This is a genomic window from Ruegeria sp. B1 (assembly GCF_056535885.1).
On sequence record NZ_JBQFJA010000003.1, the window covers coordinates 1 to 15,948 of the forward strand.

Annotated in this window: 22 protein-coding genes and 2 pseudogenes; 17 read left to right on the forward strand and 7 right to left on the reverse strand. The window is 57.6% G+C overall.

Features of this window, described 5'->3' with window-relative positions:
- The first annotated feature begins 97 nt into the window (after nucleotides 1–97).
- From ACR3ES_RS24980 to ACR3ES_RS25010, 7 genes and pseudogenes are all read left to right on the forward strand, one after another.
- Nucleotides 98–427: a DUF736 domain-containing protein gene (locus tag ACR3ES_RS24980; protein ID WP_480425802.1), complete on the forward strand. Its 330-nt coding sequence runs from the start codon at nucleotides 98–100 to the stop codon at nucleotides 425–427.
- A gap of 74 nt (nucleotides 428–501) precedes the next feature.
- Nucleotides 502–690 carry a hypothetical protein gene (locus ACR3ES_RS24985; protein ID WP_480634808.1) on the forward strand — a complete coding sequence of 63 codons (189 nt, stop codon included), beginning with the start codon at nucleotides 502–504 and terminating at the stop codon, nucleotides 688–690.
- 538 nt (nucleotides 691–1,228) lie between these two features.
- Complete coding sequence (locus tag ACR3ES_RS24990) at nucleotides 1,229–1,687, forward strand: hypothetical protein (RefSeq protein ID WP_480634809.1); 459 nt, start codon at nucleotides 1,229–1,231, stop codon at nucleotides 1,685–1,687.
- A gap of 123 nt (nucleotides 1,688–1,810) precedes the next feature.
- Nucleotides 1,811–2,149, forward strand: coding sequence for an SLOG family protein (locus ACR3ES_RS24995; RefSeq protein ID WP_480634810.1), 339 nt, complete (start codon nucleotides 1,811–1,813; stop codon nucleotides 2,147–2,149).
- 109 nt (nucleotides 2,150–2,258) lie between these two features.
- Nucleotides 2,259–2,441 (forward strand): hypothetical protein, encoded by a 183-nt coding sequence (locus ACR3ES_RS25000; protein ID WP_480426014.1) that lies wholly within the window; start codon nucleotides 2,259–2,261, stop codon nucleotides 2,439–2,441.
- Nucleotides 2,442–3,762: 1,321 nt separating this feature from the next.
- Nucleotides 3,763–4,101: a hypothetical protein gene (locus ACR3ES_RS25005; protein WP_480425797.1), complete on the forward strand. Its 339-nt coding sequence runs from the start codon at nucleotides 3,763–3,765 to the stop codon at nucleotides 4,099–4,101.
- A 57-nt stretch (nucleotides 4,102–4,158) separates the two neighbouring features.
- Nucleotides 4,159–4,425 (forward strand): annotated as a pseudogene (locus ACR3ES_RS25010) (hypothetical protein); the annotation flags it as partial.
- A 303-nt stretch (nucleotides 4,426–4,728) separates the two neighbouring features.
- Here the strand turns inward: ACR3ES_RS25010 and ACR3ES_RS25015 are convergent.
- Both ACR3ES_RS25015 and ACR3ES_RS25020 read right to left on the reverse strand, forming a co-directional pair.
- A complete protein-coding gene (locus ACR3ES_RS25015; protein WP_480426257.1) occupies nucleotides 4,729–5,589 on the reverse strand; it encodes an IS110 family RNA-guided transposase in 861 nt (286 codons plus the stop codon).
- Complete coding sequence (locus ACR3ES_RS25020; RefSeq protein WP_480425597.1) at nucleotides 5,565–5,867, reverse strand: hypothetical protein; 303 nt, start codon at nucleotides 5,865–5,867, stop codon at nucleotides 5,565–5,567. Before ACR3ES_RS25020 ends, ACR3ES_RS25015 begins: the two co-directional genes overlap by 25 nt.
- 220 nt (nucleotides 5,868–6,087) lie before the next feature.
- Between ACR3ES_RS25020 and ACR3ES_RS25025 the strand changes: the two genes are divergently transcribed.
- From ACR3ES_RS25025 to ACR3ES_RS25035, 3 genes are read left to right on the forward strand one after another with little or no spacing between them, the layout of a single operon-like run.
- Complete coding sequence (locus tag ACR3ES_RS25025; protein WP_480426013.1) at nucleotides 6,088–6,342, forward strand: hypothetical protein; 255 nt, start codon at nucleotides 6,088–6,090, stop codon at nucleotides 6,340–6,342.
- Nucleotides 6,343–6,350: 8 nt separating this feature from the next.
- Complete coding sequence (locus tag ACR3ES_RS25030; RefSeq protein WP_480425792.1) at nucleotides 6,351–6,791, forward strand: hypothetical protein; 441 nt, start codon at nucleotides 6,351–6,353, stop codon at nucleotides 6,789–6,791.
- A complete protein-coding gene (locus ACR3ES_RS25035) occupies nucleotides 6,788–7,336 on the forward strand; it encodes a hypothetical protein (RefSeq protein WP_480426011.1) in 549 nt (182 codons plus the stop codon). Before ACR3ES_RS25030 ends, ACR3ES_RS25035 begins: the two co-directional genes overlap by 4 nt.
- Before the next feature lie 49 nt (nucleotides 7,337–7,385).
- Here the strand turns inward: ACR3ES_RS25035 and ACR3ES_RS25040 are convergent.
- Nucleotides 7,386–8,395 (reverse strand): annotated as a pseudogene (locus tag ACR3ES_RS25040) (IS30 family transposase).
- A 52-nt stretch (nucleotides 8,396–8,447) separates the two neighbouring features.
- Between ACR3ES_RS25040 and ACR3ES_RS25045 the strand changes: the two are divergent.
- The 6 genes from ACR3ES_RS25045 to ACR3ES_RS25070 all read left to right on the forward strand — a co-directional run bounded on the left by ACR3ES_RS25045 (nucleotide 8,448) and on the right by ACR3ES_RS25070 (nucleotide 11,220).
- Entirely contained in the window at nucleotides 8,448–8,813 is a 366-nt protein-coding gene (locus ACR3ES_RS25045) for a hypothetical protein (protein ID WP_480426009.1), read from the forward strand.
- A 60-nt stretch (nucleotides 8,814–8,873) separates the two neighbouring features.
- Entirely contained in the window at nucleotides 8,874–9,335 is a 462-nt protein-coding gene (locus ACR3ES_RS25050) for a hypothetical protein (RefSeq protein WP_480634811.1), read from the forward strand.
- A 79-nt stretch (nucleotides 9,336–9,414) separates the two neighbouring features.
- Nucleotides 9,415–9,678 (forward strand): type II toxin-antitoxin system prevent-host-death family antitoxin, encoded by a 264-nt coding sequence (locus tag ACR3ES_RS25055; RefSeq protein ID WP_480426006.1) that lies wholly within the window; start codon nucleotides 9,415–9,417, stop codon nucleotides 9,676–9,678.
- Complete coding sequence (locus tag ACR3ES_RS25060; protein ID WP_480426005.1) at nucleotides 9,668–10,090, forward strand: hypothetical protein; 423 nt, start codon at nucleotides 9,668–9,670, stop codon at nucleotides 10,088–10,090. The genes ACR3ES_RS25055 and ACR3ES_RS25060 overlap by 11 nt, the downstream gene beginning before the upstream one ends.
- Before the next feature lie 47 nt (nucleotides 10,091–10,137).
- Nucleotides 10,138–10,326: a hypothetical protein gene (locus tag ACR3ES_RS25065; protein ID WP_480426003.1), complete on the forward strand. Its 189-nt coding sequence runs from the start codon at nucleotides 10,138–10,140 to the stop codon at nucleotides 10,324–10,326.
- A gap of 693 nt (nucleotides 10,327–11,019) precedes the next feature.
- Nucleotides 11,020–11,220 (forward strand): hypothetical protein, encoded by a 201-nt coding sequence (locus ACR3ES_RS25070; RefSeq protein ID WP_480426001.1) that lies wholly within the window; start codon nucleotides 11,020–11,022, stop codon nucleotides 11,218–11,220.
- A gap of 261 nt (nucleotides 11,221–11,481) precedes the next feature.
- Here the strand turns inward: ACR3ES_RS25070 and ACR3ES_RS25075 are convergent, their stop codons facing one another.
- The 4 genes from ACR3ES_RS25075 to ACR3ES_RS25090 all read right to left on the reverse strand — a co-directional run bounded on the left by ACR3ES_RS25075 (nucleotide 11,482) and on the right by ACR3ES_RS25090 (nucleotide 13,555).
- Complete coding sequence (locus ACR3ES_RS25075; RefSeq protein WP_480634812.1) at nucleotides 11,482–12,027, reverse strand: hypothetical protein; 546 nt, start codon at nucleotides 12,025–12,027, stop codon at nucleotides 11,482–11,484.
- Complete coding sequence (locus ACR3ES_RS25080; protein WP_480426115.1) at nucleotides 12,024–12,704, reverse strand: nucleotide-binding protein; 681 nt, start codon at nucleotides 12,702–12,704, stop codon at nucleotides 12,024–12,026. The genes ACR3ES_RS25075 and ACR3ES_RS25080 overlap by 4 nt, the downstream gene beginning before the upstream one ends.
- A 261-nt stretch (nucleotides 12,705–12,965) precedes the next feature.
- On the reverse strand, nucleotides 12,966–13,214 hold the full coding sequence (locus ACR3ES_RS25085) for a hypothetical protein (protein ID WP_480425996.1): 249 nt from the start codon (nucleotides 13,212–13,214) through the stop codon (nucleotides 12,966–12,968).
- Nucleotides 13,211–13,555, reverse strand: coding sequence for a hypothetical protein (locus ACR3ES_RS25090; RefSeq protein WP_480425995.1), 345 nt, complete (start codon nucleotides 13,553–13,555; stop codon nucleotides 13,211–13,213). The genes ACR3ES_RS25085 and ACR3ES_RS25090 overlap by 4 nt, the downstream gene beginning before the upstream one ends.
- A gap of 713 nt (nucleotides 13,556–14,268) precedes the next feature.
- Between ACR3ES_RS25090 and ACR3ES_RS25095 the strand changes: the two genes are divergently transcribed.
- The gene (locus ACR3ES_RS25095; protein ID WP_480426342.1) at nucleotides 14,269–15,945 is read left to right on the forward strand and encodes a MobA/MobL family protein; all 1,677 of its coding nucleotides are present in this window, start codon (nucleotides 14,269–14,271) and stop codon (nucleotides 15,943–15,945) included.
- The last annotated feature ends 3 nt before the right edge of the window (nucleotides 15,946–15,948 follow it).

Here is a 15,948-nt window from a genome sequence, read left to right on the forward strand (position 1 = left end):
AAAAGAGTGCTTTGTGAATTTGTGTCCTCAACAGGGGGCAAGAAAGCAATCCCGGCCGATCGGCCAAACACCCAATCCCATCACAGGAGAAACGACAATGATTGATGGCAAACTGACCCGCATGGACGCAGACGACGCATTCGCAGGCGAGATCGCCTCGATGGCCTTCGACTTCCCATTCACCATGGTTCCCAACACGCACAAGCGCAAGGACAGCCACCCCGATTACGTGATCGAAGCCCTCACGCCGAAGAACCGCGCCATTCGCATTGGTTCGGCTTGGGCGGCCCAAAGTCGCGCCGGAAATGACTACTTTTCGCTGGCACTGAACCTGCAACAGGGCGTGGTGCGCGCGAACGCGGTCAAAGATGAGGAAACCGGCGAAGGCGAATACCGGATCATCCCGCTGATGCCCGTTGCCGCGTGATATCGATCCTCGATCGAGGGCTGCAGGCATTGCGCCTGTAGCTCTCCCAAACTCTTCAACAAGAGGCACGATCAATGTCGAACCCCCTTCTGCCGAAGGTCACCTTTACCTTTCTGTCCGACCCGGGTCACAGCTGGCTTATTGTTGCGCCCCACTGGATCGGGACCGTCGGGTTGAACCTTGGCTCCTTCAGCCCCTATAGCTACGTCGGTGACGATGGCACCTCGCACTCGAGGAAGACAGCGATGCGCCTGTTTTCCTGAAGGCCTACGAACGCAACTTCGGGAAGACGTGCAAGATCAACGACGTCTTCGAGCCCCGTGCCCAGGTGCGGGATTGGCAAAATCTGCAGCAGACCGCCGCGTGATCTTCCAAGCAGCTTGTAGCAGACGCTGACACTGTCGGTGTCTGTCTTCTCTCGGACCCAAAGGCCGGTCTGAGTGTCCTGTTGATCCACGGCACCGCCGGCGCCGCGGCCAACAGGACCGGCGCTGCCGCGCGGGCGGCCGTAAAAACGGCCAGCGCCGGTGACACATCAAGCATCCTGTAACCGAAATCGTTTGCAAATTTGTGCTTCAGGACAAAATTGACTCGCCTGTTAACCCCGGCCCCGCGTGCGCAGGGCCCGGGGGGCGAGACGCAGGCGCTTAACCGGACCAGGGCTATCCAATCGTACACTTTGTGCAATTGGCAGTTGTTCCGCTTTCTCTTTCCGCGGGGGTGTGCTGCCGTTCTGGCAGAGGTCAGCCCGTCAGCACACCCCCGCAACGGCGCGGGCGGAGAGCTTAGGAGAAAACGCGCATGTTGGATAAAGGCACCACCGTATACGACCAGATCGAACTGTTCGGCCTGACCGAAACCGACGATGATCTGCCAATTCCCAATGATGACGAATTGCGCATCGATCTGATGCAACGCACCTTTGACACCTTGTTTGAGGGGATGGCAGGCACCGGCCTGCACCGCGAAATCGAACCCATCGCGCACGGGCTGGCGTCGCTGATCTTTCGCCGCCGCAACGCGATTCAAAAGCAACTGAGCGACACAAGCGACGCCCTGCAAGGTCTTATCCGCGCTGCCGATGGGTCCGAGGTTTGGAAACCCAACTGGACGAGTTGCAGCGCAAGGCAGACCGCTTTTCCGATCTTTTGGACGCGCTCGACATCATGGCCGAAACCGCCGCCCAGTGTTACGAGGCCCAGACCGGCGCGGCCTTCCTTCCCGCTGCCAATGGTCGAACCTCGCGCTTGGCACACCTGACCGGGACAGTTTTTGAGGCCCACAAATGGCTTGAGGCGCACGAGCGCGAACAGGCAGCACAGTTTGAGATTGAAGGCACCCCCCTAGCCGTCGCTGGGGATCGCGATTGGATGGATCACGAATATGTCTGGTCCACGCTGGACAAAATCCGCGACCGTTTCAAGAGTCTTTCGCGTCCGAACTCATCCTGTACCACAAGGCAGACAAAAAGGCGTGGACGCCATCGCCGCCGCGTGGGCGCGCAATCGCAACGTGCCTCAAGTGACATTCCAGCCCAATTGGCGCGCGTTCGGCAAAAGCGCAGGCTTTAAAGCCATCGACCAAATGCTCGACACCCCCAAGCCCCTCGGCGGCGTCGTCATCTTTGGAAAAACCGGCATCGCCCTGAACTTGGCCGACAAGGCCGAACGCAAAGGCATCAAGGCAATGCGCGTTGACCCGCCCGCAAAACCGAAGTCCTGAGCCCTCACCGGGCGGGGCCATTGCCCCGCCCGGGCAAAGCAAAATCTGGCAATCCATCCCAAAACACCCTATCTTTGATTGAGAGAACAAACCAATGAGCGACCTAGATATGACAGCAGCGGAACAGGCACTTGCAGACGATAAAATGCGCGCTGAAATCGCCAAGCTGATTGCCGAATCTGCAAAGATCAACGCCGAAGCGCGTTGGTATCCCATTGCGGTGGGCACTGGCTTCGCAGGCGTGCTGTTGACTGCTGGTGTTGCAATGGCAAAGCTGTTTTTCGGCGTATAACCCAGAACTCCCCTGTGACTGGCCCTGCATTGCGCAGGGTTTTTTTGACGTAACGCGGGTCGGGCGGCGGGAAAGGTAGTCCTGTAGCTGAGCGGGGCAGAGCGCCCCGCACCGCCAACAGGACGGGTCGCTTCGCTCTGAGCGCACGCAAAGCGCCCGCGCCCGCGAGTTACCCACAGACAAGTCGCTCTCTGCTTGAGGAGTTCGCTTTGTTGTCTGCTGCGGTCGTCGAGATTACACCGCTTCCGGCAAAACGCCGAAAGCGCCTTCTCCCAGGGTCGAAATCTCAACCACTGGATAACTCGCGGCCGGCGCAAACCACGACGCTTTCACCCACATTTCAAACCCATTCCAGATCCCGGCCGGGTAGGTGTCCCGCGCCAACCCGGCCCCTTCAGGTCCGAATTGTCGCAGGACCGGCGCTGCCGCGCGGGCCGCGGTTCCCAGGGAACCGCGTATCCTTCGTGTCGGTGGTGGGAAACTTTCTCCAATATTGCGCCAGTTTGGTTCCATTAGCGATCTGAAATTCAACGGGAATCTTGTGACGGGTGGTGGCGTTTTCTTGTCCTATGAGGTTTAGAGTAATATCGGCAAATCCCGAGCCTGCAGCTCGGGACCGCGTGCTACTCGGCCGCCGGCTGCGCCGACGTCCTCCCCGAACCAATCACGCCCTGTCTCCCTGCGGCCCACGTGCGCCGAAACCTGTCTCCACGGAGCCACCTTTCAACGCGGCCGCATGGTCGCCCGAACATGCCTGTTTCGGCCCAGAGGGTAACGCCCACTTGTGCTACCGGCTTTGGAGATCCGTGCGAGGCGCACGGCTCACATGATTTTGGACTGTGCAGGGCACACGGGCACGCCCGCTTAGCCCCGCCCAGGCATTATCATGGTTGGCGATAGCAGACCGCTGGGGCGGTCTGCTGCGCTTGTTTTCCCCGGCGTCAGGGGGCCGAAAATCTCTCGTATCTGATGCGCTCGTGCTGGAAGGCGCAAAAAGAGGCCCGCGCCCTGGCGCGGATCACATCTTCTTTTTTGTGCGCCTCAAGCAGAATTTCCGAAAATCCCGGTTCCTCCCGCGCGCAAGCGCGCTGGTCCCTCCCAAATTTGCCCGATTTCAGCCTGACCACCCCGCCCGGATCAGCTCCGGATTTTTTCCATCGGCCCCCCTCCTTGCGGGGAAAAACGCAGAAGGGGTGCGGGTGGCTGACGTTGGTCCAGCAGGGCGTTTCCTTGCCCTGCTGTGATCGTAACGAAGCAAAAGCGGATAGGTCGGGCGCGCGCTGAACCCGAGTAGACGAATGAAGGGCAAGGAGACAGGAAGATGACGAGGATTTTTTGCGACAATCCGGGAGCGTGCATTGAACCGGATGGGTATGAACTGGACAACGATAGCTGGGAAACCGATTGCCCGGATTGCGGTAAAACAGCTCGCCATCATCATTGGGAAGAGGTCGAAGGCGGAAGCATCAATCAGTATTTCACAATCCGGTGTGAACATTGCGGTCACATCAGCGGCAATGGCCTTGATGCCGATGAGATCGAGTTTGCCCGGTGCCCCTTCGATGTGATCACCGGGGAATTTGAAATGCGTATGGTATGTCTCATGGATGATGTGTTCCGCCGCCTTGATGCCGTTCCCACACGGGTCTGCGGTCGCTGAGAACAGCCATCGCATCCAAAGGAAAAGCAGGCTGAAGGTCAGGGTGTCACTACGGAGATGGAAACATGCCAAACACACCACCCCGGAATCGAAACCAACCGCAAACTGCAGGCCAAGTTAATCGCCGCCCAGAATGACCAGTTTCGCCGTGCCCTCATCAATCGCGGTATTCGACGCAAGTGCTATGACGAAGGCATCACCGGCAATCTTGTCTTGTCGCAAAACGTTGAGGCGCGGAGCGCGGAGTTTGTGCGTGCCGCGATAGAGGCCGTGTCCACGTTTTCGACCTTCGACAAAATCAAGGATCCCTACCGCGATCATAGCCATGGAGTGATCAAAATCGAAGGGTGCACACTGTTCTGGAAGATTGATCTGCATGAGGAAATTACATTTTCAAGGCCTTTTCTTTCTTTGCATCGCTGGTTTGGCTCCTCGAATATGCTCACTCCAGTGGCATCGACTTGCATACGGTGGGCGTGTTGCCCGAACCAAATTTCCGTTCACGTTCCCGGAATGGAGCCGCCTTGGTTGGGACCAAACTTCTACAGGGTTTGTGAAGACCATCAATCTTCTCGGTCACTCAACCATCCGGCGTTGCGCGTTATTCTGAAGTTTTGGTATCCCGTTTTACACCTCCGCCTTCAGAACCGCGCCAGACGGGACAAGTCCCGTTTCCACGTATCGCCACAAAGCCACGATGAGCTTGCGGGCAAGAGCCACGATGGCAACTTTCTTTCTCATTCCCGGGCGCTCGGCGGTGTATTTCCGGAACCAGCGCGCAAGGGCACTTTGTGGTTGGTACCGCAGCCAGCACCACGCCAGTTCGATCCCGAGGGTTCGGGCCGGTCGGTTTCCGGCTTTGCTGATGCCCTGGCTTCGCTCCACGTCGCCGCTGGAATAGGGGCTGGGCGTCAGGCCGAGGTAAGACGACAGGTGTCGCCTGTTCTTGAACTCCCGGCCAAACACTTCGGCAGACAGAAGCATCGCGCTGTGCCGTCCAACGCCACGCAGCCCTTCGAGCAGCACGGCCTTTTCGTGTTCCGGGAACTGTTCAGATTCAGTCGCAAGGGCTTCGTCGCGTTCCTCTGCCAGAGCCTTGATCATGTGGTTCGCCAGCTCCAAGCGTTCGAAGGAACGGACGACCTCGCGCATCAGCTGAGGTGGGAAAGGACGGCCATCAGCAGTCTCGAGGCCTTCCAGTCTCTTGCGCCATGTCACCATCGCCGGATTGATGTGCCGAACGCCTTGAAGGGCGAGCAGGGCACGAATGCGATTGATGTGGCCAGTGCGTTCGCTCATCAACCTTTTGCGTTCTCTGTGGAAGCGCTTGGCATCTTCTTCGGCAACGGTTGGAACACGCACCGTGCGGAACGCCTTTCGATCACCGGAGGAATAGTTCTTCAGCAGAACGACCATGCCTTCGGCGTCGACGCGATCTGTTTTGACCCTGCGGGCTTTACGGTTCACGAGGAAGCTCGTGGGATCCACGACCAGCGTCTCGATCCCTTCGTTGGACAGAAGCCGCTGAAGCCAAAACCATCGTACCCGGTCTCAAAGCAAACGACAGGTCGTTGATCCGCTCCGCAAAGCTCCGTCGCCTCCGCAACAGTCGTTCGAACCAGATCGATCAGTCCCGGCGTATCAAACCCGTCCAGGCGCACAGATTTGATCTTGGCCAAGTGCGGCGCATCAAGCGCCACAAGCCATTTCGATTTGCTCAGATCAATGGCGACAAAGCAGGTCGCAGCAATAGTAGGCGTCATCATCTTGGAAATCTCCACTCCTTAGATTTTGCGCCAAACCTATCCGGTCAGCGCGACCTCCTGCATGGAAACTTCTACGACCTCTATCTCGATCGCGGATCTGAATGTCCCTACGACCCCTCTGTCACTGAGCGCATTCTCACTGTTTTTGAACCCATCGAATACTGAAACCCGACCGGAGCGAAAGCCCCGTGAACCGACACGGTACGACAGGAGACACCCAATGGCATTCCAAAACGACACCCTGCGCGCTCCCACCGATGGCGGTGCTGCACATTGCAAGGGCTTCCTGCTCGAGGACAATCCTTTTCAGAGTGGTCGGGTTGACGACCGTTTGGCCGCAGACTGGGTTCGGGACTGGGAGGCTCGCCATCGGTTCGCGCTCGACAACGGGATGCATGCAGAAGTCGGGCGAGTGGCCTGTCTTCAGCATCTCCGCAATAGTCGCACCCGCTGGCAGGGAGGGATCGAGCCATGAGGTTCAAGATGTGGCCCCGTTTTGCCTTCGAAGACACACCCCGCAAGCGTGCCGCCTTGCGCCGCAAACAGCAGAAGGAACGCGAGGCTTTTCCATTACTGGCCAATCAGATCGCAGAGCAGCAACCCAGTGAAGATGAGGTTATGTTCAAACGCGCAGTGGATTGGGAGCGGCAAGAGAAACGCAGCCGGAAACAACGTGCCGATAAATGGCGTGAGGCAAGGTGTCTCATAGCCGCGTATTCTTCTAATGAAGCTGCCGCACTGCGCCATGCATGGAACTGTGCGCCGTACCCCGCCGATCCGGTCTACCTGCTGGGTTTTCTTCATAGGTATTCCATTGGGCGCTTCACCCTTGATACCTTGCCCTTTGATCTCGTTCCGTCAGATCCGCATGGCCACCGTAAGCACCAATCCGAAATATCCGTTCTAAAAGGTCCGATGACATGACTGCAAAATCCACGGCACTTTCAAGGAAGGCCACGCGCATCTGGAAATCGGCCCAGCTCTATGTCGGGTTTCACCGCGACCAGAAGGGCAAGAAGCGCGACTCCGCCAAGGTTTGGCCGCCGAAGAATGCAAATGCAACGATCCATCCAAACCCGGCCGAGCAGGAGGCTTTTGTTGTTCTGAAATCAAGCGGCAACAGTTTGTCGGGCGATGTTCAGGTCAAGTTCCGGTCTGACAAGATCATCGCGCGGCGGGACACCGATGACGGTTGGCTGGGTGTGCAGATCGAGCCGATGGCCGTTGTTGTACAGATCGCAGACGGGACGCGGATCAAGGTTTGGTATGATGGCTCTGTGACACGCGCGACGGCAGAGGATCGCACCACAATCGAACTTGATGGATCCGTGTTCAAGCGTACCGAGTTCGCGCAGGCCTACATGTCTGGGGACGGTACAGAAATGGGTACCGAAACCGCCACGCACAATGCTTCAATTACAGAAAGCGGAGTGCAATCCTCGCTCGACGATGACTGGCAGCCGGAGTGAGGGATTTTGGTGTGAACTCATGTTGAAGTGCAGTTCTTGATATGTCCTTTTATTCCAAACGGTTCTGGATCTCCATCAGCTTGGCTTCGAAGACTTCTGCAGGCGTTTGGTAGCCGAGGCACTTGCGGGGGGTCGAATTGAGGCGCTGACAAATCGACCTCAAATATCGATTTGTCAGCGCCGTCGGTTCGGTTGAGCGAGGCAGATACTTCCGCAGCCTGTTGTTCGTGTTCTCGACCGTTCCTTTCTGATACGGCGCTTGTGGATCGCAGAACCAGGCATCCGCGCCGATCCCGGCCCTGAGGTGCCTCCAGGCCGAGAACTCGGTGCCACGGTCGAAGGTGATCGACTGACGTGCATCGGCGGGCAGGGGAGCCAGCCCTGGATCAGCGCTTCCATGATCGGCTTGGACTGGCGATCCTCATTGCGCATCACGACAGCATAGCGACTGACGCGTTCGACCAGAGACGTCACATTGACTTTCCCATACTCCTTGCGAAACATCATCAGATCACATTCCCAGTGGCCGAACTCAGTGCGGTCCGCGATGCGCTCGGGCCTGTGAGACAGGCTCTGCGTGTCAAAGATGTGGGTCCGGTTGTACCTGCGATAGCCACGTGGCCGGCGGCGTTTGCGATGCTCAGGGAGATGGCGGTAAAACTGTTCCTCGCGGCCATCCTTGGAATAGGCGAACCGATAGATCGTCTCGTGACTCACACGGATCGGATGGCGTTCAAGCCGCATCCGGCCTGCGATCTGTTCGGGCGACCATCCAGCCTTGAGTCGATCTTCGATGGCTTCCTTGAGGTCTGGATGCACGATCATCTTGCGATGGATCGCGCGGCGCGCCTCGTATTTGTCCTGAGCGACAACCGCGTGATATCCGTTGAGTTCTGGGATCTCAGTATCTGTGTATCGGTTCCGTTTGATGTCTCGGTAGATCGTAGAGGGGTTACGACCCAACCGATCGGCTATCTCAGCGACCGGCATTTTTGCTTCCAGCCACTTTGCGAGCTTACGTCGTTCGCCCAGTTTCAGGTGACAGTAGCGGCTTCCCATTCTTCATACTCCATGCAACTCTCTGTTTTAGTACAGAATTTGCACTTCGTTTGTGAATCCACCGATCGACGAGAACCCGGACGATAAAGAAGTGTTCATTCGCCTCAAGAGCACCAAGGGCGCGGATGCCGAGGATGTACATATCGCTTTGCGCTCTGATTTCATCGGTCTTCTTCGGGAAAACGCGACCGGTTGGAAAACTGTCCTTGTTCATGAGCGTGACGTTCGGGTCATGATGGCCGATGGAACGATGATCCGCATCGACCTTTTTGGTTCCGTAGTGCGCTGCTCCGAGGATGGTGAAACCGAGGTCAGCCATCTGGCTGAGGTCCGCAAGTGGACCGGCGATCAGCTGACGTACATGTCGCCTTGGGGAGATGATTTTGGAGTAATCAATACCGAGCGAGGCGGTCAATGAAAGGGCTTTTGGCGGCGGCGTCTCTGATGGCAATGACCGAAGCTGACTGGATGGCGGAAGATGCGTCTCTCTCTTGCTCAGGAAATTGAGCAAGAATCTGAAACGTTGATGATCCAAGGCGGCAATCATGACGCGCTTCCCGAGCGACGCTCAAGAAGCTACATCGAGGTCGCCGGTTGTGATCTCACAGCCTTGATCGAAGAAGATGGAGCTGATGGCCAAAGGGTCCGCGGTTTGACGTTCGACCTGGCTCGGACGGTCCTGCCAGATTCCGAAGATCCCAACAGCGCAAAATGGGGTGTTGTCGATCTGGGCGAAGGTGGAAGGCTCGGCGAGATATTCTTCGAGTTCACCCCGCCTTACACCCCGACGCCGCATGGGTTCTACTATGTTGACGCACCGCACAAGCCCACCTCTTGGCACTATTTCACCTTGAGAGAGCTGGTCGACGGCGCGCAACCTTACCGTCTGCTCGTTTTGCTCACGCGCTATCAGGATAGCTACTGCAGCTTCACGAGATAAAGTAAAAGTTGGCTATTCCTTCATTGACCGGCTAGCGTAAAATACGTATTATACGTAATATAGCTAAATTGGGGTTTCCATGTCTGGCCTTAAGATTATCGAAGAGTTTCCTAAGACGTCCATCAATCGCCGGGCTGGTGATGTATGGGCCGCAGCTGCGCGAGGGCCAGTTAGTCTGTCTGACCATGGCACATCGCGCTTTGTTGTCATGAGCCGGGAGCAGTTTGACGCTCTTGTTGATCGATCCGACCCGCGTGTTGCTCGCGCAACGGCTGATATCCCTGCGGATGAAGCGGCGCGACTGACTTCTATACTGAAGGACGTCATCGAAGATGAAGAATAAACCGGCCATCGGCGACGTTTGGGAGTATCCTTACCTGTGGAAGTGGCAGGCTGAACTCGGTGAAGACAGCGGTCGCAAGCCGCGCCCCACCCTGCTGGCCGCGGTTGTCCCAGTGAGCAATGAGACGACCGATCTCTATCTGATCCCGATTACAGGGACTCTGCCCGGTGCTGACCGGGATGCGCTCGAGATTCCTGCGACCGAGGTTCGTCGGGCGGGCCTCTCCGAATACAAACGCTTGTGGATTATCTTTGACGAGCACAATCTCGATGTTCTCGAGCAGTCGTTTTATTTTGAGCAGAACGCGCAGGTCGGGTCATTCTCAAGGGCGTTCATCAAGGTAATCGCCAAGCGGTTCATGTCCGCCTACCTGAGTGAAAGTGCAAATGGCAGTGTGGACCGGAAGGAGTGACCCCTGATAACAAGGGTTAACCGACCAATTGAGCAGAAAAGCCACCTATGCAGATATTCTTCAAGTCAACCATCTCCGTCTTGCTTGCCGTCGTTTTTGTTGTGGCGGCTCTACGCATTGTCCCTGAAACTGTTTGGGACAGTGATGATGGCGTGTTTATTGGAGTAACTGTAGGATTGCTTTGCGGGCTGCTGGTCAGGCTCTTCGACTTCCTGCTTAAAAAATATGATAACTAACTGAAGTCTTCGGGTGAGCCGATACCCCGCGTTGTTTGCGCCCTTAGTTCAGTGTGCTGACACATGATATGGGCAAATCCCGAACCAATCACGACCGCTTTTGCTATCGGCTATTGAACCGGTGGTGTGTGTTGAGAGTACGGGAGGGGCGCGCCATTCGCGCAAGCGCGAACTGATTGCATCAGACTGCTTGTCGGTAGCGCCGAATATCTACCACTTGTTGGGCGGCTTTGCGCGGGTGGGGTGTTACCTTGATCTGTGCCATCGCAGCTCAGAGCCGGACAACCCGGCCGGTCGGACACAACCCCTACGATTACGTCGCGACATTTCGAGAGCGCATTTGGTCCGGCCCGATCAACTGGGCAGATCGCCCCTTTCAATTAGAACCCACAACCGTTGCAGGTCCGGCCAGTCGCATCCTTTGCACGTTGCGCCAGTCGGATCCCGTATAAGATCGTGCCCGGCTGTTAACCTGGCCCGCGCCGGGCGCGACCCAGGGCCGGGCGGCCCACCCCCACACGGTCTTGTCATTATCCCACACCGGTAAAGGACTTCGCGCCGCGCAAGCGCGTCGCTCGCACGCCGCCTTCAGCGGTCCTTGACTCGGCGTGTCCAAATGCCCGCGACCGTGCAGGGCGGGCGAGTTCGCTTTGCTTTCAGACGGTTTTCAACCTATATTCAAAGGAGATCATCATGAGCATGAACGACATGACCGAAGCCGAAGTCAAACTGCAGGACGACAAGATGCGCGCCGAGATCGCAAATCTCAACGCGTTGACAGCGAAGCTCGTCGCAGAGACCATCAAGCTCAATACTGAAAATCGTTGGTATCTCTTGATTGTTGGTGCCGCGTTCTTCGCTGGTGCAGCAGCGTTCACTAAGCTCTTCCTGTGACAGTTAGCGGCCCCTCGGGGCCGCTTTTCTGCGTTTCCGCATGATTTTGGGCAGATCGCCTGTTTTATAACAATCGAAAAGATCTGCGGTGCGAGTGCACCGCGCGACCGGTGCGCAGCCAATGGCTGCGCAGTCGCCGAGGGGGTGCCCCCTTCGAAACCCCCGGTTCGGAAATATTGGAGAGCCGAAATTTCCTCCGGAAGATTTCGGGTCAGACTTTCATAGGTTGGGTGCCGGTGCCGCTTTGGCGGCCCCAATTGCCTAGAAACGCCGGAATGTGTCGAGAGGGTTTTCTTCAGATGCTACGTAGCCGCTTTGACGGGGAGCGGCTGAAACCGACCCTGCTGCTGCCGCATCTGTGGTCCGCTTGTTTGACGGCTTTGGCCGCAACAGGCGCATGACGCTGCCAAGCGCAAGAATCCCAGCCGAGACGCTCAATAGCCAAGGCAACAGCCAATCGGATATTGTCACGCCCGCAATCAACCACGTTGTCAGCCCGGAGGCCGTCAGCAACTCGTATTGCGGCCCGCTGGCCTGCATCATAAGACCGCCCTTGATGTTCACAGTGGGCCAGTATTGGAACCGCACCAAAGCGGTGAGCAGGCCCAGAGCATCGCGCGTGCCGTCAAACGGTGACCAGACGAGACAGCAGGTTATGGCTTCAACGCTCCAAAAAAGAGCGAAGACGATCACCAGAAGGTAGGCCAGTTGAGGCAGCCCGAGCGAAGTCTGAACTGCGGCGACCGCTGAGATCGCGACCGTCCAGAGGATCGCTGGACGCAGGATCGCGGAGAGCAGGCCCTTCATGCGGCATGTGCTGCGCCGTAGATCGTGGCCAGCCCTTGCAGAAGTGCTTGCGCATTTTGATGCGCCGAAGTCAGCGCAGGTGCCGGGGGCAAATCCTGCAACAGACACCCTTCGCTGAATATCTGGCGGTAGGCGTCTTTTTCCAACACCGGTGGATCCAGCACCGGGAAGCCTTGGGCTGTCAGCTGATCGCCAATGCCCTTTTGAGTTCGCGACCTGATCGCGGCCGGAACCCGCGTCGGAACAATCACGTTTGGTCGAGCCCGGCCGGTTCGGGTTTCCAGCTTGGTGAGAAAGGTCCTGACCTTGGTCGCCTCGTTCAGATCGAGGGCGGAATACTGCATCGGGATCAGAACGAGATCGGCCAGTTGCGCAGCCAGCGCCGATCGCGCGTTTTCCGTGCCTTCCGTATCCAGCAAAACGAACTCCGCCTGCCCGGACGCATTCTCGATGTTGCTCTCCAATTCGGAGCCTTCCGGATCGGTGTCAACGATGACCGGGATCCGTTTCGCCAGGTCCGACCGGTTCACCCAGTTGAGCAGCGGCGTGTTCGGATCGCCATCGATAAGCGCGACGGTTCCGCCAAGTCTCACTATCTCTCCGGCGAGGATCGCGATGAGTGTTGTTTTCCCTGCACCGCCCTTGGTGCTGGCAGTGGCCCAGACATGTGCGCTCAAAGTTCGCTTCCTTTGTTATCGCCCCGTGTCTTTGTCAACGCATGGGCGGGTTAATGTGCGGTGCGATTGCACCGCGCGACCGGTGCGCAGCCAATGGCTGCGCAGTCGCCGAGGGGTGCCCCCCTTCGAAACCCCCGGTTCGGGGATATTGGAGAGCCGAAATTTCCTCCGGAAGATTTCGGGCCAGACTTTCGGAGGTTGGGTGCCGGGGCCGCTTTGGCGGCCCCAATTGCTGAGAAACGTCGGAAAGCGGTCGCATTGTCAAAGTGTGCTTCCTTCTTGATCGCCCCTCGAATTGGCCAAAGCCTTGGCTGCTTCGCGCATGGTTCGGTTCATGGTCCAATCATTGGCGAGCGCAATGTCATAGAGGTAGGCTTTGATGTCGCCGTCGATGCGATGGTTGAACGGTTCCGTGTAAGACTTCCTGCGCCCCTTTAGTGAGCGAACCGGTGAAGGTCGTTTCTCTGGCTTGGCTTTCGCATCACGCGCAGCGGTTTCTTTTTTCGTCACAGTCCTGCCCCTTTCTTATCGCCCCGTGCTTTCGCCAGTGTCCGCGCGGCTTCGCGCAAGGTTCGGTTCATGGTCCAGCCGGTTTCCCGGGCAGTATCATACAGGAAGTTGATCACGTCTATATCAACGCGCTGGTTGAACGACGCGGTATTGGCGACAGTTCCGGGTTTCCGGAGACGCCGAACCGTTGGGGGCGTGTTGGGTTTCTTCGATGCCGAAGCAGGTTTCGGATCGGGTTGATCGTCGGATATGGAGGCAGACCGTTCCCTGCCCGGTTTCTCTTTCTGAGTGCTCCGAAGATTGTCGAGTGCATTTTCGAACGCGCCGGGTTGCCCTGCCATGTCTTAACCTTTCGTCAACTGTCAATCACTGTGCCAATCTTTGCAATGTTTTCAAGTGTCATGCAAGGCAAGAGAGTTACTACAAGCTGAGGCTTGGCGACACTTGTTACCACGCTAAAGCAAGTTATGCAGTGATATAATGATGCTTCACATTTATTGCCATGGCAATAAATGGCTACGCATGTCCGTTTGGTCGAGGGCGAGAGAGCTTGCGAGCCGCAGAGTGCGCCGTAAAGCGGGCTTAACAGGGGTCCGCGGCTCCTATCCCTGCCAAAATACAGAAACCGCGCTCAGCGGCCCGGATATCGCGCCTGTGGCTATTTCTGCAGGTCGCCCTTGCCCGCCAGGTTTGCCATAGGCGCTGGCGTTCCAAGTATGTGGCTGTCGTTCCGGCCGGGACAGCCAGCGCGTCAGCGCTGAAAGCCCTGCCGGCGGATGGCTACAAGCGCGACGGGACAGGTTGATGTCCTGCCTGAACGGTCTTGCGCCATGATCGCCCTGCTGGCGTCGTGCGATGCCGGTCGATTTGAGCGGTTCGCTGTCGATTTCGCCTTTGGCACTTCGTGGCAAAACTGGCGTTTACCACGAGATCAGGGCTCTGGGTTGGCACGAAGCCTGTGTCAGGGAGCCATCCGAACTGATTTATAGAAAATTAGCGTAGGCGTGCTTATACACGACTTTGCAAGTCGTGTAGACGGTGATAGAATGCACCCATGGCGATTTATCACTTCCGAGTCGGGATTGCCTCTCGTGGAAGAGGTTCAGGTGCTGTCGCCAGCGCCGCCTATCGTCATGGGGCAAAGATGAAAGACATCACAACCGGGCGGACTTACGACTATAGTGGAAAGGATGAAGTTACTCACACCGAAATCACCCTGCCCAAGGACGCACCTGATTGGGCAAAACAGCGGTATCAGACCTTTGCGGGTGATCGTCCCGAAGCCCAGGCCGAGGTGGCAAAAGCCTCCCTGCGGCTCTGGGAAGACCTGACCCTCTATGAAGCCAACAGTAAAAATTCGCGTCGCGATATGGCGCAACTGGCGCGTAAAATCACGATCTCTCTACCCATTGAACTGAGCCACGAACAGAATGTGAAACTGGCCCGTGGCTTCATGGAACGCAGCTTTGCAGCGCGGGGCATGGTGGCGGATTGGGTCATTCACTCAGCGGATGGAAACCCCCATTTGCACGTGATGCTGAGCCTGCGGGATCTGGGAGCCGAGGGTTGGGGGAACAAAAACCGGTCCTGGAATGCGAAGTCTTTGCTGCGCGGCTGGCGAATGGAATGGGCGAATGAAGCCAATCTGGCGCTGGAACAAGCCGGATTTTCTGCTCGGATTGATCACCGCACGCTGAAGGAACAGGGCATCCAGCTCGAGCCGGAGACCCATAATCCGTATGTGGCAGAGCACGCGGAAGCGGCCGGAGAAGTGGCGCGGGAGAAGGAACGAACCGCCCAGGTGCGTCGGGATAACGCGGATTACCTCCGCGGAAATCCCGAGCATATCCTCACCGTGGTGTCCGCGCGGGCTACGGTTTTTACCGAAGAGGATGTCAGGAGCGAGTTTAAAAAGCGTCTCGGGGGTTTGGATGAGGCGGAACTTCATGACCTCATGGGGCGGGCTTTTGCGTCACCCGAATTGGTTCGGGTGCCTGAAGAGGTGGCAGGTGCGCCGGTTCTGACCACCCGGGCGCGGCTTCATACGGAGCGGGAACTGATTCTGAACGCCGTCGAAATGGCTGGCGAACAGCTTGACGTGGACGGTTCTGAAGGACTCGACCTGCTGTCAGAGAACCTGCGTGAGAGCCAGCGTCGGGGTGCTGAGGCGATGCTGAGCGCGGATCGTCTGACGCTGGTCACGGGTTATGCCGGTACAGGTAAGACCTTCACTATTGCCGAGGCGGTGAAGGTCTGGCGCGCGCGCGGCTACGAGGTTCTGGGCGGTGCGGCCTCGGGTAAGGCGACGCAGGAACTGGCGGGTATTCGCGGTCTGGACGCGGCCAGTTTGGCGGCGTGGGAGTCGCGTTGGGCGCGGGACATGCTGCCCGTTCAGGGCAAGTTCGTCTTCTTCATGGATGAGGACGGCATGGTCGGCGGCGATACCTGGGCGCGCATCCAGAAACGCATTTCCGAGATGGGTGGTAAGCTGATCGCAGTGGGTGACCCGGAGCAGCTGCAGCCGGTTCTGGATTCCGGCCCGCTGCCCGCCCTGCAGGAGATGATCGACGTCACAGTCATGGACGAGATCGTGCGCCAGAAGAATCCATTCGAACGGGAGGCGTCGCGGTTGCTGGCGCTTGGCGGCGCGCACACGGCCAGTGCTCTGAATTACTATGACAATGCTGGTGCGATCCGGTTTGTCGAGGATGATGGTGCCGCGTTCCGTTAGCTG

Bases quoted from the DNA above. Each gene is read 5' to 3' on its own strand.
- ACR3ES_RS24980 (WP_480425802.1), top strand. From the start codon at position 98: ATGATTGATGGCAAACTGACCCGCATGGACGCAGACGACGCATTCGCA.
- ACR3ES_RS24985 (WP_480634808.1), top strand. From the start codon at position 502: ATGTCGAACCCCCTTCTGCCGAAGGTCACCTTTACCTTTCTGTCCGAC.
- ACR3ES_RS24990 (WP_480634809.1), top strand. From the start codon at position 1,229: ATGTTGGATAAAGGCACCACCGTATACGACCAGATCGAACTGTTCGGC.
- ACR3ES_RS24995 (WP_480634810.1), top strand. From the start codon at position 1,811: ATGTCTGGTCCACGCTGGACAAAATCCGCGACCGTTTCAAGAGTCTTT.
- ACR3ES_RS25000 (WP_480426014.1), top strand. From the start codon at position 2,259: ATGACAGCAGCGGAACAGGCACTTGCAGACGATAAAATGCGCGCTGAA.
- ACR3ES_RS25005 (WP_480425797.1), top strand. From the start codon at position 3,763: ATGACGAGGATTTTTTGCGACAATCCGGGAGCGTGCATTGAACCGGAT.
- ACR3ES_RS25020 (WP_480425597.1), bottom strand. From the start codon at position 5,867: ATGATGACGCCTACTATTGCTGCGACCTGCTTTGTCGCCATTGATCTG.
- ACR3ES_RS25025 (WP_480426013.1), top strand. From the start codon at position 6,088: ATGGCATTCCAAAACGACACCCTGCGCGCTCCCACCGATGGCGGTGCT.
- ACR3ES_RS25030 (WP_480425792.1), top strand. From the start codon at position 6,351: ATGTGGCCCCGTTTTGCCTTCGAAGACACACCCCGCAAGCGTGCCGCC.
- ACR3ES_RS25035 (WP_480426011.1), top strand. From the start codon at position 6,788: ATGACTGCAAAATCCACGGCACTTTCAAGGAAGGCCACGCGCATCTGG.
- ACR3ES_RS25050 (WP_480634811.1), top strand. From the start codon at position 8,874: ATGCGTCTCTCTCTTGCTCAGGAAATTGAGCAAGAATCTGAAACGTTG.
- ACR3ES_RS25055 (WP_480426006.1), top strand. From the start codon at position 9,415: ATGTCTGGCCTTAAGATTATCGAAGAGTTTCCTAAGACGTCCATCAAT.
- ACR3ES_RS25060 (WP_480426005.1), top strand. From the start codon at position 9,668: ATGAAGAATAAACCGGCCATCGGCGACGTTTGGGAGTATCCTTACCTG.
- ACR3ES_RS25065 (WP_480426003.1), top strand. From the start codon at position 10,138: ATGCAGATATTCTTCAAGTCAACCATCTCCGTCTTGCTTGCCGTCGTT.
- ACR3ES_RS25070 (WP_480426001.1), top strand. From the start codon at position 11,020: ATGAGCATGAACGACATGACCGAAGCCGAAGTCAAACTGCAGGACGAC.
- ACR3ES_RS25075 (WP_480634812.1), bottom strand. From the start codon at position 12,027: ATGAAGGGCCTGCTCTCCGCGATCCTGCGTCCAGCGATCCTCTGGACG.
- ACR3ES_RS25090 (WP_480425995.1), bottom strand. From the start codon at position 13,555: ATGGCAGGGCAACCCGGCGCGTTCGAAAATGCACTCGACAATCTTCGG.
- ACR3ES_RS25095 (WP_480426342.1), top strand. From the start codon at position 14,269: ATGGCGATTTATCACTTCCGAGTCGGGATTGCCTCTCGTGGAAGAGGT.